The organism is Aureibaculum flavum (genome assembly GCF_016406085.1).
GTDB lineage: Bacteria > Bacteroidota > Bacteroidia > Flavobacteriales > Flavobacteriaceae > Aureibaculum > Aureibaculum flavum.
In genome coordinates this window covers 481727-498605 of sequence record NZ_JAEHFJ010000002.1, presented here as the reverse complement: position 1 = coordinate 498605, position 16879 = coordinate 481727, and the positions used below count along the sequence as shown (strand labels likewise).

The 16879-nt window shown below is 30.8% G+C and carries 13 protein-coding genes; all 13 read left to right on the top strand.

Annotated elements, in window-relative coordinates; translation table 11 throughout:
* The first annotated feature begins 2 nt into the window (after window positions 1–2).
* The 13 genes from JBL43_RS05300 to JBL43_RS05240 all read left to right on the top strand — a co-directional run bounded on the left by JBL43_RS05300 (window position 3) and on the right by JBL43_RS05240 (window position 16849).
* Complete coding sequence (locus tag JBL43_RS05300) at window positions 3–1037, top strand: PD-(D/E)XK motif protein (RefSeq protein ID WP_198840423.1); 1035 nt, start codon at window positions 3–5, stop codon at window positions 1035–1037.
* The gene (locus JBL43_RS05295) at window positions 1034–3205 is read left to right on the top strand and encodes an AIPR family protein (protein WP_198840422.1); all 2172 of its coding nucleotides are present in this window, start codon (window positions 1034–1036) and stop codon (window positions 3203–3205) included. Before JBL43_RS05300 ends, JBL43_RS05295 begins: the two co-directional genes overlap by 4 nt.
* A gap of 137 nt (window positions 3206–3342) precedes the next feature.
* Window positions 3343–4773, top strand: coding sequence for a DNA cytosine methyltransferase (locus JBL43_RS05290; RefSeq protein ID WP_198840421.1), 1431 nt, complete (start codon window positions 3343–3345; stop codon window positions 4771–4773).
* The gene (locus JBL43_RS05285; protein WP_198840420.1) at window positions 4763–6019 is read left to right on the top strand and encodes a DNA cytosine methyltransferase; all 1257 of its coding nucleotides are present in this window, start codon (window positions 4763–4765) and stop codon (window positions 6017–6019) included. The genes JBL43_RS05290 and JBL43_RS05285 overlap by 11 nt, the downstream gene beginning before the upstream one ends.
* 786 nt (window positions 6020–6805) lie before the next feature.
* On the top strand, window positions 6806–7642 hold the full coding sequence (locus JBL43_RS05280; protein WP_198840419.1) for an RteC domain-containing protein: 837 nt from the start codon (window positions 6806–6808) through the stop codon (window positions 7640–7642).
* Between the two features lie 325 nt (window positions 7643–7967).
* Window positions 7968–8243 carry a helix-turn-helix domain-containing protein gene (locus tag JBL43_RS05275; RefSeq protein ID WP_198840418.1) on the top strand — a complete coding sequence of 92 codons (276 nt, stop codon included), beginning with the start codon at window positions 7968–7970 and terminating at the stop codon, window positions 8241–8243.
* 2 nt (window positions 8244–8245) lie between these two features.
* Window positions 8246–8932 carry a transcriptional regulator gene (locus JBL43_RS05270; protein ID WP_198840417.1) on the top strand — a complete coding sequence of 229 codons (687 nt, stop codon included), beginning with the start codon at window positions 8246–8248 and terminating at the stop codon, window positions 8930–8932.
* Window positions 8919–9572: a P-loop NTPase family protein gene (locus tag JBL43_RS05265; protein WP_198840416.1), complete on the top strand. Its 654-nt coding sequence runs from the start codon at window positions 8919–8921 to the stop codon at window positions 9570–9572. The genes JBL43_RS05270 and JBL43_RS05265 overlap by 14 nt, the downstream gene beginning before the upstream one ends.
* Complete coding sequence (locus JBL43_RS05260) at window positions 9569–10231, top strand: hypothetical protein (protein ID WP_198840415.1); 663 nt, start codon at window positions 9569–9571, stop codon at window positions 10229–10231. Before JBL43_RS05265 ends, JBL43_RS05260 begins: the two co-directional genes overlap by 4 nt.
* Window positions 10221–11732 (top strand): tyrosine-type recombinase/integrase, encoded by a 1512-nt coding sequence (locus tag JBL43_RS05255; RefSeq protein ID WP_198840414.1) that lies wholly within the window; start codon window positions 10221–10223, stop codon window positions 11730–11732. Before JBL43_RS05260 ends, JBL43_RS05255 begins: the two co-directional genes overlap by 11 nt.
* 111 nt (window positions 11733–11843) lie before the next feature.
* Window positions 11844–12137 carry a hypothetical protein gene (locus JBL43_RS05250; RefSeq protein ID WP_198840413.1) on the top strand — a complete coding sequence of 98 codons (294 nt, stop codon included), beginning with the start codon at window positions 11844–11846 and terminating at the stop codon, window positions 12135–12137.
* A complete protein-coding gene (locus tag JBL43_RS05245; protein WP_198840412.1) occupies window positions 12137–13441 on the top strand; it encodes a metal-dependent hydrolase in 1305 nt (434 codons plus the stop codon). The genes JBL43_RS05250 and JBL43_RS05245 overlap by 1 nt, the downstream gene beginning before the upstream one ends.
* A gap of 612 nt (window positions 13442–14053) precedes the next feature.
* On the top strand, window positions 14054–16849 hold the full coding sequence (locus JBL43_RS05240) for a T9SS type A sorting domain-containing protein (protein ID WP_198840411.1): 2796 nt from the start codon (window positions 14054–14056) through the stop codon (window positions 16847–16849).
* The last annotated feature ends 30 nt before the right edge of the window (window positions 16850–16879 follow it).

Sequence of the window (16879 nt, the reverse complement as noted above, 5' to 3'; positions counted from 1 at the left end):
CTATGAGTATAAAAGAAATATTTACAGAATTGATACGGGATGTAAAGCCTGGTGGGCAATATGATACTCGACTTGTAGATTTTGATGATGCTAATAGATATAAAACTATTTTAGCTATTGATAAACTTTCTGACAACCAACAATGTGTTCTGTTACAATTAAAAAATGGTGGGCAACAATCTGATGTTATTATAAATAATATCAATACACTAGATAGTATTCAGGTGGATACTTTTCCTGTTCCCGATCCTGGTACAACCGGTTTAGATACTTATTATAGTATTAAACTTGATAGAAATACTGAAGAAGATATTTTTTATGCTTTCATTACTGATATAGTAGAGACAGCAAAAAACTCAAATTCTGATTTAGTTATTTTAGATATTTTAAAGAGGGTCAAGTCTTGGATGAACTTTTTTAAATCTAAAAAAACAGGAGTTTTGTCAGAAAATGGACAGATTGGTTTATTTGCAGAATTGACAATGCTTAAAACATTGTTAGAATGCAACAAAGAAAACTTATTAGATATTGTGACAAGTTGGGTAGGGCCCAAAAAACAAAATCAAGATTTTATTTTTCCTAATACTCAAGCAATTGAAGTTAAATGTACTACCTCGAATAATCAATATGAAGTTAAAATAAATAACGAGTATCAATTAGATTGTAGTGGTTTAGAACGATTATTTCTAGCTGTTTATCAACTTAAAAGGCATAGAATAAGTGAAAATTCATCGTTTCAGTCTTTACCTAATCTAGTTGAAGATATTAAAGGACTGTTAAAAAATGATTTGGATGCTAAATTTGAGTTTGAGGGCTTATTATTAGATGTGGGTTATTTAGCGGAAGCAGAGATTGAATATATAGATTTTGGATTTCAAATCATTAATGGGCCAAATCTCTATAATATTGACTCAGGGTTTCCGAAATTAGCCAGAGCAGATATATCTAAAGCAATTAAAAGAGTAGAATATGTTCTTAATCTTCAAGAACAAAAAGTATTAGAAGATAGTATTAATACGTTAATTAATTTACAATGAGTTATTTTGGAACATTAAAATCATTAATAGAGGAGAAAATTTCACAAGACCCTCAATTAAATGGCGAATCATCTTTTTGTGAAATTGTTTCAGAATATTTAACAGATTCTTCATTGATTTCTAGTTTTGAACACTCCCCCTTTTTTAAAGAAAATGATGGTGGAAGAAATTTAAAAATTAATGGTTTTTGTATAAATGAAAATGAAACTGTTTTATCTCTTTTTGTTGCAAATTATAATAATTTTGATGAAGCAGGGAAATTAAATTTAAAAGATGTTGAACAAGTTTTCAAACAGTTATATAGGGTTTTAAATTATGTTATTAGACATGATGAATATAATATTCCCAAAGCAAATATTTTATCTGCATTAAATAGAGAGTTTCAAGCAGGGATAAAAAATAATATTGTAAAAATAGATTGTTATTTATTAACTAATAATACAGCAGTAAACAAAAAAGAAGTAGACGTCACTAGGATTATTTCAAAACCAGATTACGATTCTGATATTGATTACAATTTTAGAATTTATGACATAAAAGAGTTGGAAAGACTTCATAAAAGTAATCAAAATTTAGATATTGAAGTAGAAGATTTTTATAGTAAACCGATAAATGTTCTTAAACCACAGATAGGAAATTCTAGTTATGGTACAGCTATCACTATCTTGCCTGGTGAATTTCTTTATAATATCTATAGTGATTTTGGTGGTCGATTATTAGAGAGTAATGTAAGGTCGTTTTTATCTAGTAGAATTAAAGTAAATAAAGGAATAAAAGATACTTTAATAAATGCACCAGAAATGTTTTTAGCTTATAATAACGGGCTATGTATAACTGTATCTGAAATAATTTTAAATGAAGATAAATCTGTTAAAACATTTAAAAATTTTCAAATTGTAAACGGTGGACAAACTACATCTTCGATTTTCTTTGCCTCTCAAGAAGCAAAAAAAACTAAGGTAAATGTTGATTTAGACAAGGTGAATGTTATGGCAAAAATAACTGAAATCAGAAGAAATATTGATTCAGTCAAGATACAATCAACAATTGCAAAAAATAGTAACCTTCAAAATGCAGTAAAACAATCAGATTTATCAAGTAATGAAGAATTTTTAATCAATTTGCACACTTGTTCTAAAAAGTTCAGAAGTCCTGCTTCAAACAATTATTATTACTTTGAACGTACAAGAGGCCAATATTCACTTGAAAAAAATCTAAGTAAAAACGTAAATTACTTTGTAAACCTTTTTCCTCAAAGTAATAAAATAGAAAAATCAGATTTAACAATTTTATACTTCTGTGCAATAGGAAAAAAAATAGAACCATTTATTTCTGTTGCTAGTGCGGAAAAAAGATATAATTTCTTAAGGGATTATTTTGATATTGAAAACAAAAAAATAGGCGAAGAATATTATTCTAACCTAGTCGGGTCTTTTATTTTTTATAAATTATTAAAAACAAGGTATGGTGCAGGAAAGAATGCAATTGGAAGAATCAGAAAAAATGTACTAGCATATTCTATATCTTTAGTTCAAGAATTCTTGTCTAAAACAAATAAGACTATTGATTTTCAAGCGGTATGGGATAATAATAAACTAGATGAAATACCACAGTTGAGTATTAAAGCGTTTTTGACCTATATAAATCAGCTTTTACTTGAAAACTTAGATGATGGACGATTGGATGAAGCTTGTAAAAAGAAAGATTCTTGGGATAAAATATTAACAAAAGTAGATTGGAATAAAATAGAAAAATTTACCGAATTATTACCCGTATGTGTCCCTAAGAAAATCAAAAAAAACACATCTAAAGAATTTAGTTTAGATAGTAAGTATGAATTAATGGTGAAAGAAATGAATAAAATTATTTTTTCACCTGATCGATACAGGCAGCTTCATAGTCGAATGCAAAATGAAATCGAAACAAATATGAAAGATGGGATGTCTCTATATGGTAGAAGACATCTTAGTTTAATGAAAGGTCATTTTAGACCAAATTCTAAACTGACAGAAATTAGTCCTAAAACATATAAATTATATCTTATTGATTGCAATAACAAAAATGGTGTAATTATAAAAAAGAAATTTACCGATCTGAAAATATATTTAGATGATCTTTATAGAGTATTTAATGAAGTTTTAAAAGATGATCTTTTAGATTTAAATTGATCTTTTATTTTTGGTGTAAAACAAGAATACTATCACCTTTATTTTTAATAATTTGATTTTAGGTTAGTTAGGCTTTTTATGTTTTTTAACAAAAAGGCTTTTTACCCTGGAAGAATCAATGTATTTTTAAGGCTTCTATGAGTAGAGAAAAAACATACAATTATATAGATTTATTTGCTGGTGCAGGAGGGCTTTCAATTGGGTTCGGAAACAAAGGTTTTCACCTTGAATTAGCGAATGATATTGCTGAACCGGCCTTAAATACTTTTAAGAAAAACCTAAAAAAAACACATCCTGAAACTAATCAAGAACGTGTGATTCTTGGAGATATAAAAGAACTTTACGAACATTTAGGCAACGGTGAAGTGACTTATGATATGCAGGGACATATGGTTATAGAAACGAATAAAGAAGTTGAGCTTCGAGAAAAGGTTCCTCCTATTAAGGATAATGACATTATAAAGAATATTCTTTCGAACATAAATCACATAGATGTTCTTGCTGGCGGTCCTCCTTGTCAAGGATTTTCTATGATAGGTCGTTCTAAAAAAGCTACTTTAGAGGAAAGAACCAAGGGATTTATTGACGACCCAAGAAATCAGCTTTTTAAATATTATTTAAAATTTGCAGAAAAACTATCGCCGAAACTTATATTGATTGAAAATGTAAAAGGTCTAGCTTCTGCTTCAGGCTATAGGGATTTGATTGAAAAATCATTAACAGATACAGGAAAATTTGGTTATAATGCTTCTTCTCATATCCTAAATGCGAAAGATTTTGGTCTTGCCCAAAACAGGGAACGTATTTTCTTTATTGGAGTGCGAAAAGACCTGTCTGAAAAATATGATATTAATGCATCTGATATTTTTGAAGAAATTATTAAAACAAAACAGGATTCGTTAAAATTAAAAGATGTGATTTACGATTTACCTCAGATAAAATCGAATCCTAAACCTAACAATTATAAAGAGGACGCAGAAGTTCCATTTAGTAATATGAGGGTTTGTTTCGGAAAGAACATTTCTGATGAACCTTACAGTAAATTAATAAGTAAAAGTAGCAGTAATAAATACCTTAACTCTATTAATACGTATAACGGTAAATTAATAACACCTAAGTATTTGTTTAACCATAAATCAAGATACCATAATGAGCGAGATTTATTTATTTATAAAAATCTTGTAGCAGGAAAATACCTAAATGATCCTGTGAATGAAGAAGCACTTTCAAAAGTTACTTATGGGGTTATTATCGATAAAAATGGGAATAAAAAAGTAAAAGGATTTGGTGATAAATATTTTAAACTTAACCCTGAAAGTGTTTCAAAAACAATAATAGCTCATTTAGAAACAGATGGAAATTCATATGTACACCCTGGTGAACATCCTAGAAGTATTACACCTAGAGAGGCTGCTAGAATACAATCTTTCCCAGATTGGTATTTCTTTACAGGAAGTACTAGAAATCAGCTAAAACAAATAGGAAATGCTGTACCACCATTGTTAGGAGGTATTTTTGCAGAAGAGTTTAAAAATGTATTAGACCGTATTAAGCAAGATGAAAAATAAAAAATTAACTTTTATTGATTTGTTTGCAGGTTGCGGAGGCTTATCTGAAGGATTTATTATGTCAGGTAAATATGATGCTCTTGCCCACGTTGAATGGGAAATTCCAATGGTGAGAACTCTTAGATCTAGACTAGAGAAAAAATGGAAGCATACTAATGAGGATGCTTTAAAAAGAGTCCTACATTTTGATATTCAGAAAACCGAAGAATTGATCAATGGCAACTGGAAAGACGAAACTGTTAAAAGCTATGGGGGTACCAATCACATTGAAGTCCAAAAGGATGGATTAAAAGGACTCGTTGGTAAGCGAAAAGTAGACCTTGTAATAGGAGGACCTCCTTGTCAGGCATACTCTATTGCGGGTAGAACACAGGATAAAAACTCAATGAAAGATGATTACCGAAATTATCTATTCGAAAGCTTTACCAAAGTTGTTGAGGAGTTTCAACCATCCGTATTTGTATTTGAAAATGTTCCAGGAATGTTAAGTGCTTGTCCTGGAGATAAAAAAGTTACAAAAAGAATTTATGAATATTTCGATGAGCACGGATATGACATAAAAAAACCTGAAGAACTTAAAAGTGTTGTACAGTCTGCTAGTGATTTTGGAGTTCCACAAAAACGAGAAAGAGTCATCATTGTAGGAATAAGAAGAGCCTCTAAAACTAATAATTTCAATTTACAAACTATCTATACTGAAATTGATAGTCAAAAAATAAAAACTCCTGTAACTCTAAGGCAAGCTATAAGTCATTTACCTCGGTTCAAACCTAGTAAAGAAATAGTAATAATGAATGGTCGAAAAATATCTTATGTACCAGTTGATAAAGACGAAACTATAGAAGAAAATCATAAGCCAAGATTTCATAATGAGCGTGATATTAAAATATTTGAGGAGTGGATCTTAAAAAAAATGAATAAACGACCTGTAAATGAGCGAGTTAAATTTTATAATTCCCTCTTAGGAAAGAGTTCTAAACATGCTAAATATAGAAACTTGGAATGGGACAGACCTTCTCAGACAATTGTTGCACATTTGTACAAAGATGGATTGATGTTTATTCATCCTGATTCAAACCAAGCGAGAAGTATAACTGTCAAGGAAGCTGCACTGATTCAATCATTCCCTACTGATTTTGAATTTAAAGAAAAAATGAGTTGCAATTATAAGATGATTGGTAATGCCGTTCCCCCTTTAATGGCTGAGAAAATAGCGATTGCTGTTGCTGAAGCTTTCCACAAGTAATATGCTGATTGACAAAAGTCTTATAACATAATTTATGGTGATAATTATTTTTTTAAAAACACACTATTTAACTCTTTAGTATTAGTGATTGTATTTATAAGTTCATCTTCATCTATGTTTCTTTTGAGCAATACTAAATCATCATCATCTTCAAGATAAATAAATAAACCAGTAAAATTATCGTTTGTTTAAAAATTCCATACGCTTGTACCGCAACGAAAATTTGAAAATCAACAGCGTACTTATCCTAAAGAATGTAGAGAAAGGGAAATCCATTATTTTCGGGGAAGAGTGTATTTGCTCAGAATAAAGGGAACTACAGGAACAGGGAAAGTAGATTTAAAAGGTAAAACATATCTTGATTTATTAGTAAAATCTGATATCTCGATTAAATACAAAAATAACCTACTTAATGAATGGTACATAAGAAAATTTAATTTTACCTAAAATGAGTCCGTTAAATCCATAATTCTTAACAAAAAAACAAGGTGTTTTTCAAAAGGTTGCTTCTTTTATTTAGAAATTTAAAGGTGTAGATGGTAAAATATGAAGTAATAAAAAAAATACAATCTATAAATCATTTACATATTCAGTAGTAAATAATTAACAATTTTTTGAATACATTTACTTTTATCACTAAAACACATCATTTAGGCACAATTTTTGTTAAATTTTTACTAAATCTTTGTCGCTAACATTGTTAATTCACATTTCTGTCACGCTTCATTAGATTTTAGGAACATAGATTTGATTTTCATCAAATCAAGTCACCAAAATTAACCGCCTATGGAATTTGAAAAATTACTCCAAAAACTACATGTAGAATTAAATAAAATTGCCAAGGAGCATACGGATATCATAAAACAATCTTCGCTTTCCATTGTGTTATGTAGAGGTATATTACATGAAATGCATCAAATGATTTTACAATCATCATTCAACAATGAATCTGATGAGGTTAATTTCTTTAAAAGAATTAAAGTCATTCCTCTAAGTCAGTTAATTTATTCTAGCGAGATTAAATCTTTTGAATTACATTTTCCTAAATTGGGTAAAAAAAAACAAGAAAGGTATCTAACAAAAGAAATAGATTTAGTCAATACTTTTTTCAATTATCATTTTGAATTTGTCCAATACTTCAAAGAAGGCAATACACATTCTGATATATTGTATTTTACCAGATCACATTATAATGACTTGCCGGTGATTAACAGAGGTAATTACTACTGTCCGCCCAAGTTTTGTACATCGAGAGATACACTTTTAAGCAAACTAATAAGCTTTGATAGATTTGCAGTTTATCTACAAAATAGATTGATGCGTTTGTCAATTCCATTGACGTTGAACACAAATACCACAGTAAAAAATTCGGGCCTAACCTGGACATCCTCAAAAGTAGCTCTAACAGAACTCGTCTATGCCTTACATAGTTGTGGTGCAATTAACAGTGGAGCTGCCAATATCAAAGATATTGTAGCATTAACTGAAACCATTTTCAATGTTGAACTAGGTGATTATTACAGAACCTTCTTAGATATTAAAATGCGTAAAACTGGACGCACAATGTTTCTTGAAAAATTAAAAGAATCCTTACTAAAAAAAATGGATGATTATGATGCTTAAATTTCCCAAGTTGAACCCAACTTGGGAAATCAAATAACACCAATTGTTACTATTTTAATTCCAATTACAACACCTATTTAGTGGTAAATAACACTAAAAAATAGGTGTTTTTTTGTTTTTTACCGTAAATAAAAATCACCCAAGTTGGGTTCACCTTGTGAACAAAACCCAACAACCTGCCACATATTTGCCAAACGAAAGTCAAATCGCAGATTCATGAACTCCTATGTATTAAAATAGTAAAGTTCGTGAACTAAATCAGTTCAAAGTCGTCATTTAAAAATGAAAACCAATGGCGACTTTGTTTTAAAAAACAATTCAAAATATGGCAGCTACAATTATTACTACAGAAGATCTTCTCGAATTCAAATTAGAATTACTCGATGAAATCAAAACATTATTACAAGACAATCCGCAAAGCAATCCTAAAAAGTGGATGAAATCCGCTGAGGTTAAAGAGTATCTCGGAATCTCCCCAGGCACTTTACAAAACTTACGCATCAACGGAACCATTCCCTATACCAGAATGGGCGGCGTACTCTATTACGATTACGAAGACATTTCCAAAATCCTAGAAAAGAACAGAATTAATAATGCTTAACAATGAACTATATCAAACTGTTAACAGCAGCTATGGAATGCTTTGTTGTTGACAATAGATTAAATCCAACACATGTAAGTATGTACATCGCTTTATTTCAATATTGGAATCTCAATCGGTTCGAAAACCCAGTTTCAATTTCTAGAAAAGAAATTATGAAACTTTCTAAAATTGGGTCTTTGGCAACCTATCATAAGTGTATTAAAAATTTACATGAATGGGAATATTTGGAATACTTACCAAGCCATAATCCATTCAAAGGAAGCTTGGTCAACATGTTCAATTTAGACACAAGTCCTGTACAAGCACTGATACACTACCGATCGGATAATGAACAAGCTCTAGCACACTACCGTTCGGATATTGAACAAGCACTAGTACGTTCTAAAACATATACAAACAATAAACAGTATAAACACAAACGGCAACCACAAAATTTAGAGGAGGTTATTCAATTTTTTTTTAAAAAAGAAAATTCAAAAATCGAAGCTCAAAAATTTTTCAACTACTACGAATCTAATGGTTGGAAAGTAGGTGGTAAAACGGACATGAAAGATTGGCAAGCGGCAGCTCGAAATTGGATGATAAAAGCAAACGAACAAAAACAGCATTCAACAAGTACATCACTTGTTCAAAAGCAACACAACTTAAACGCAACAACAAATAAAGAGTATCATGAGCCTCTATAAAATAAAAGAACCCGAAAACGAATACATTCTTGGCAAAATTAAAGGTGACAATATTCACTACGATTTTGATAAAGTCCTAAACTTTATAACCGCCAAAGGAAAGTTACGCTATGGTAGTTATTTCGAATTAGACCCACAAGATAAATATATCATTTACAAATTGGTCATTTACATGATTGGAGATGAGCACAGCTGTAAAGTAAATCATATGGATATCAATAAAGGCATTTTACTTACAGGTCCAATCGGTTGCGGTAAAACTGCCTTAATGAATCTGGTAAAGTTCTTATTGCCAATAAAGAAGCGATACAAACTAATTACTTCTAGAAACGTCTCTTTCGATTTCTATAAAAACGGACACCAAACCATTCAGCAACATAGTGGGACTGGTAAATATTGTTTTGATGATTTGGGAGTAGAACGCTATGTCAAACATTACGGAAATGAATGTAATGTATTAGGCGAAATCCTTTTAAGCAGATATGATATCTGGGTACAGAAAAAAGTAATTACGCATGCAACAACCAATCTAAATGCAAATGAATTAGAAGCGTGGTATGGCAATAGGGTGCGTTCTCGTATGCGTGAAATGTTCAATCTCATAGCATTTGACAAATCCTCTAAAGACAAACGAAAATGAAAGTCACAATAACCTTCATATTGGCCTTAATGTTCAGTTGGACTTCTACTGCTCAAATAGAGTTTGACAGCATTATTCAAGATTACAAAAACCATCAATTGCAACGAATGGATACATTAACCAAATTGACGAAAAGCAAAACGGGTACCGCATGGTTAAGTTTGCTTCCATCTGTTAATTATGACATTGACAATAGTAGTGTAAACATCGGAATCTCACTTTCCAACTTTAGTAATTACCACCAACAGAAACAGCGGAATCTAATTGAAATTCAAAAGTTAAAAGAATCCATGAAGAACCAGATGGACAATGAGCTTGTCCGTTTAGAAAACGATTATCTAAAATTGATTTTTGAAATGCAAAACTTAGAAACGGAAGTAAACAGCCTAAAACTAAAAACAGAACTCTTCGAATTAAAGAAGTCCCAATTCGAACACACAAAAATCAATTTAGAATCCTATTTGAAAATAAAGCAAACCTATCATAATGCATTATTAAACATTGACGGAAGCCTTGACGGATTAATCATAAAAATTAAAAACTTTCAAAATAGAATTAAATCGCAAAGTAAACTCTCACAAGAATTTCAGGTAATGACTTTAAAAGAAAAGTTAGACGTACTCATGAACAATATTGAAACTAAAGAAGATGAAGAATAACAATATTAATTTTATCAGTAAAGCAGAAACACAAAAGCTACTGATCAATATCAAAAACAAAAAGCATAAGCTTATGATTCTCTTAATGCTCGATTGCGGTATGAGGGTATCTGAAACCATTTCCCTTCAGCTTAAGAACTTCGATTTCAAACAACGGACAGTTAAAGTCAAATCACTAAAGAAAAAGGAAAAAGAAAAGTCAAGAACAATTCCATTGTCCGATCGCTTGTATATCGTCTTAGGGGAATACTTAAACCAATCTAAATTACAAATGCAACCGGATGTGTTTTTATTTCCTAGCAATAGTAAGCTTGGCCATGTAAGAAGAGAAACCGTTTGGAAAATGGTAAAACGTATCACAACAAATATTGATTTAGATGAGGTACATCCGCATACGTTGAGACATACTTTTGCTACGCATCATTTGGCAGCGGGTACTTCACTAGAAGAAATTAAAGAAATGCTAGGCCATGAATCTTATGACACAACACTAATTTATGCAAACATACCAACGAAGAAACTACAAGAACGTATTAATCAAGTTACCAAAGAGCCACCAACCATTTGGCAAAAAATCAAACAACGCTTTAACAATGACCAAAAACCTAAACTAATTAATCTCGATGTAACGGAATCTTATTTCACCATTGGCAGAAATAAAGAATTAGAACTACTAAATACCAATGCAAACAAAGGGGTAAATACAATTGTAATTGGGCCTATAGGTACAGGAAAGTCACACTTGTTAGAAAATATTCAAACCGATAAAAAGATATTGAGATTAGATGATACGGAAAGTATTAAAAAATCATTAGTTCAAATATTACTTTATCTCTATAAAGACAAACAGACCGTTATTTCCTACTTATGGAATGACTTCACACTAGATGAGGTGAAAAAGAAAATACAGCGAGAAAACACCTTGCATCTTTGCGACAGCATCATCTCATCGGTAGAGCCGCAAGAATATGTTTTAATCATAGATGATATTACCAGAGTGACACCCAATGCCAAGAAAACGATAGAACGACTGGCCAATGCATTTGTAATTATTGCTGGAGCTCGTGCAGTAAAAGCAATCGATACTTCATTTATATGGGATTTCGAAATCTTAAAACTAACACCGCTAAATCGCAAATACAGTATGCAACTGATTCAACAATTAGCCGGCGGATTAGAAGTCGAGAACTGGGAACTATTCAGAAACCATATCTATGAACAAACCCACGGAAACCCAAGAGCAATTACAGAAATGATTCATCGATACCGTAAAGAACCACTCTTATCAAATGAAAAGATTAGATCTATTAAACATGTAGGTGCATTACAAGAATTCGATATGACATTTATGATTGTGTTGTTCCTGGGAATCATCACAGCCATGCGATACATGAGCAGAGAACTAGACGAACCTGCATTACGATTCATTGGCTCTATCGGTCTCATTTTATTAATAGTCTCAAGGCCTTTATTACGAAGATTATCAAAACGATTCATATGAAAAGAACAATTGTCCTAACCGAATATTATTGGTAGAAATTGTCCCCTTGAGGGGACCTTAGGGGTGTTTTTAGGCAGCACCAAAATATTAACAAATTAAAATTTATAAGTCATGTACAAAAAATGGATTTACAAAACAGTTTACGGAATAGTAACAGAACACACAGACCACTTATTTTTCAACTTTAGATTAGTTGATCAGAATGACAAGGAAATAGGTCAATTACAAACTTCTAAAAAACCTTCAATGGGTGACAAGATAATTCTTGATGATACCAAATTAAGAATCAAACCCAAAATGTTTGTGGTCAAACAAGTGTATCTGAGTCAAGTCTCTTATACCGGAATATTGATAGGAGAAATAAAAGAATTAGACAGCAACCATTATCAATTACAGAATGCTTAATGACAGCACCCAATCATTTAGCTGGAGGAATTGTCATAACAGGTATTTTTTGTTCACTGTGGAATACCAATATTTTCGAGAACCCAATGTTTATTACTGCAACTATCATTTGCAGTTTATTGCCAGACATAGACCACACCAAAAGTATCATCGGCAAAGCCGTATATCCACTTGCAAGATGGATTAGTGTAAAATACGGTCACCGTACAATCACACATAGTGCTATATTTTTAGGATTGGTTACTACAATAGTATATATGCTAGAACATTTTCAAATGATTGGTGATGATAATCATAAACTATCTTTAATCGTATTCTTTGCCATTTTCTCTCATTTCTTATTAGATATGTTTACCATTCAAGGAATTCCATTGTTTTATCCTTTTTACAGAAACCCCTGTGTAATTCCTGCCAATGTAGAACTCAGAATTCGAACAGGAAATATGAAACAAGAAGGAATCGTATTATTCATCTTTTCATTGTCAACAATCTTTTTACAAGATCTCTTTAAAGACGGATTCTGGTTTACCTACAATAAAAAGTTCAATGACATCACACACTTACATCGGGAATTTGAAAAATCAAATACCCTTTTAGATGTTAAGTACGATTTTAATGTATTTCAAAATAATTATCAAGGAACGGGATATTTAATCTTTGCCGATTTATTTCAATGTTACATACTTGGAGATACACTAATTCATTTGTCAGAAGACAGACAAGGGCAAATAATCAACGCATTAACTCCAAAAAAAATGAAAGAAGCATTATCTGTAAAAACTATTAGTTTTGAAAACATTTCTTTAGACAGTATAAACAATGTATTAGCGAATAAATTTATAGCGGAGGGAAAAATTTTTGTCAATCAACCCGTTGAGGTAATTACCAAAGAAAAGCTCAGTCGAGGAACGTATTTTGACCTGGAGAATGAATACAATTTACATTTTGTTTCATCCTACAAAGACAGTTTAAACCATCAATTAGAAAATCAAATTAGAGACCTATCCTACAAGATACAATTAGAAGAAGATAACCTACAATATAGCAACAACAAATATTACTATTCCAAAGCCAAGTTAAGCCGACTTATCAATTTACTTCAAAGTAATTCATTAAACAATTTTGATTATAACAAAACACAAAATCAAATTATAAAACTAGAAAACTATTTAGAATCAGCTTTTCCAAAACGTTCCAAATCATTAATAAAACTCCATGACGATTTAGAAAAACTCCAAAACAAAGAAGTAGTTTCAAACATTCACTTCACCGGTGAAATTCTCTTCTTCAAACTACCAAATTAAGTCCATGAGCATTACACAAAGCTCCTCACCTAGAAGATACCGAGCAAAGCTCTAACGAAATGCTTTCTAGAACAATTGTCTCCTCCAGGATTATCGAAATGAAAATAAGTTTCATTGAAGATACCGAGCGAAGCTCAAACGATATTTTGATTAGAAGGATTGTCCCCTTGAGGGGACTTTAGGGGTGTATTATAATAAATACCGAGCGAAGCTCATTAGGTTTGTTTTTGAAGTTATGAAAGAATTTAAATAAAAGCAACACACAAAAGCTCCTCCCTTTAATCAAAGGGAGGTGGATTCTGACTTTTGTCAGAAGACGGAGGGATTTACGCTAACGCCAAATTGTAGTCACACACAAAGCTCCTCCACTCGATTGAGAAGGACAGAATGTGAGTTGTGGGTCAGCTGAGGCATGGGTTAAGTATTTAAATATACTAAAATTGAACCGAATACAAATAATACAGTTTAACTAAATCATTGTAGACGGAGGGAGTTTGCCTAAAGCTCAATTAGATATCCAAATAATATTTGAAATAAAGAAAAAATACGATTCAACACACTACTCTATCTATTAAATTCTTAATTTAGACACGAAAAGGAACCCAGATCGCTATGAAAAAACACTTACTTATTCTATTTATTTTTTTTATTCAATTATCTCTATCAGCACAAGATTTTGAAGAACCAATAGCAAGTAATAATTTCGGATTAAACCATCATACAAATAGAGATATTGGTATGTTTTCACATATAGATAGTAATGGCAATAGTTTAATTATTGGTACCACAGAAAAAGATACTACTTTCAATGATATTATTTCTATAAAGCTGGATGCTAACCTAAATAAGGTATGGTCAAAAACATATTCTATACCTACTGACTTATCCTATGACGTACCATTTAAAACCTTCGTTTCAGAACAAAATGAATTGTATGTAATAGGCAGAAGCTCTTTAAAATCCTCCAGATCAAACGGCGTTATCTTTATAATAAAATATGATGTAAACGGTAATTTATTGTTTAACAAAATTATCGGTGCTTTAGACGGTTCCGATTTTACAGATTATTCCTATCTAAACGCTAATTTAAACAATGACGGGTCAATCGACTTAGTCTATGAGCCTATTAATGTAAACATTGGTACAAACATATTTAAATTTTTGAAAATTGATAGCAATGGTAATACCATAAGTTCATTTGAAAAAATAATTCCCAATCAAGGGGTAACTGGTATAATCAAGGATGGTACTTATTATTTACTTACAAAAAAACTAATTGATGAAGTTAACTATTTGTTTACCTATGAATTACATCGGCTAACGAATAGCACCAATCAATCATCACTAGAAATATCTGATAATGACTTTGTAACTTATTTTAACAGTACCATATTATCAGACAACGTTCACATGACAATTGATAATAATAAAAATATATATTTAGCTTGTCCTAATGTGTTTGGAGGGGTATATGATCCATTCTACACTCACACACTACAAGTTGCTAAAATAGATGCAGTCACGGGGTTAATATATATAGTTTCAACATCAGTATCAGATGACTATTATTTAATAGATACATTTATTAATGAAGAAAACGAGCACATTATAGTTGCTAACAATTTAAATGATAACTCAACAGAGTTTTTAACTGTTAACGATACTAATGAATTACAAACTAAGGCAAAAAAAAATGACTTCTTAACAACAAATTTGACAACAAATATTGATGGTAGTTTTTATTTAACTACTAGTAATTCAAATATAAACCTATTTTCAAGCGATTTAAATTTTATTAGGTCATTTAATACCTCAGATACGTATTCATTAGTGAATTTTTCAAAGGTTGATGACAATAATATAATAGCAATGGGTACACGTTTAGGTAAAATGTTCCCAGAATCAGAACTTGATTCACAGTTAGACATCATTGCTGAAAAAATAGAAGGTTCAACAATCATAAATAACTATGAGTTTTCTGGAAGAGGCACTTCCTTGTCCTTTCAACAAAAGGTGTTAATTGATGATGATAACAATTATGTAGTGTTTGTGACGGAAAAAATGGGTCCTCGAGCCTATTTTATTGGCTCTGTCATCTCACCTACGAGCAGTTATGTATACAAATTTGATTCAAATTTAAATTTGTTATGGAATTTAGAAATTCCTAAAATCTACAGTATAATAAATAGTGGTAGAGATAATTTACTGAAAATTGACAGTAACAATAATATTTATGCAAATGTTCAAAATGATGGAGATCCCGATATTGAAAATCAATATACACTTATTAAAATTTCACCTGAAGGTGAAATTGTATTCAAAATAAATAGTGTTCTTTCTGCAGATCTTATTGTAAATAATAACGATATATATCTTGCTACATTTAAATCATTCCCATCTGGTGATTCTGCTAATTTCTATACCACCATATACAAATTGGATGGCAATTCCGGTGATTTGATTGAAAGTTATAAATACGACCGGCTTTATTACACCAAAGGATTTGTGAGTAATGCAGGTGAGGTCTATTTTTATATGAACTCAGATTTCAATTTAAATGATCCTAGCATGTATTTGTATAATCTAGATAACCTTATATTTAAAAGATCATTGCACTTAAGTCCCAAGTCCGACGTTCGATTTCCTAATATAAGTGAAAACGGAGACCTTTTGTTCGGAACAATATCTTACAGTATTTCTGGTAACAATAGGTTGCACAAATTAACTTTCGATAATCGATACAATTCAAACACTACCTCAATCGTAATTTATGATTTACTAGTTTTAGATAATGGTAAAATATTCGTGAGATTAAAAAACGAATATTCCAAAGTTTATAATGCTGATTTAAGCTTATTTTCCAGCAATAATTCTTTCGAGATGTCGGGTGTTGGTTCTTATTTAAGTAAATTTAAAAATAATATATTATACGCTAGAACATTTGATAATACCGTAAGAGTTTTTGATGAAAATTCTAAGATGACCGAACTTTTGTATATAGATGGATATGTTGGACATTGGTATTCTCAACAAGACAAAGATGGATATTTAATAACAACTGGTTCAATCGGAAATCAAATATCTACCTTTCAATGGTATTCGTGGGCAAGAGGTTACATAAGAAAATACAACCTTGATGATGTTTTAGCTGTTGCAGATTATTCTGATGTAGTAACTAAAAAAAACAAAATTCTATTGTTTCCTAATCCTACCAAAAACCATATTAACATTAAATTGAATGATTACATTATTGATGAAGTTACATTATATGACATGTCCGGTAAAAAACTAAAAAATTTTAGTGGAACGAATAAAATCGATATTAGCAACATTTCCTCAGGAATTTATGTTTTGAAAATAAAATCAGGAAATCTAATCTTCGAATCTAAAATCATTAAGCAGTTGTAACAATATTCATAATTTTAACCTGTCCTTTTC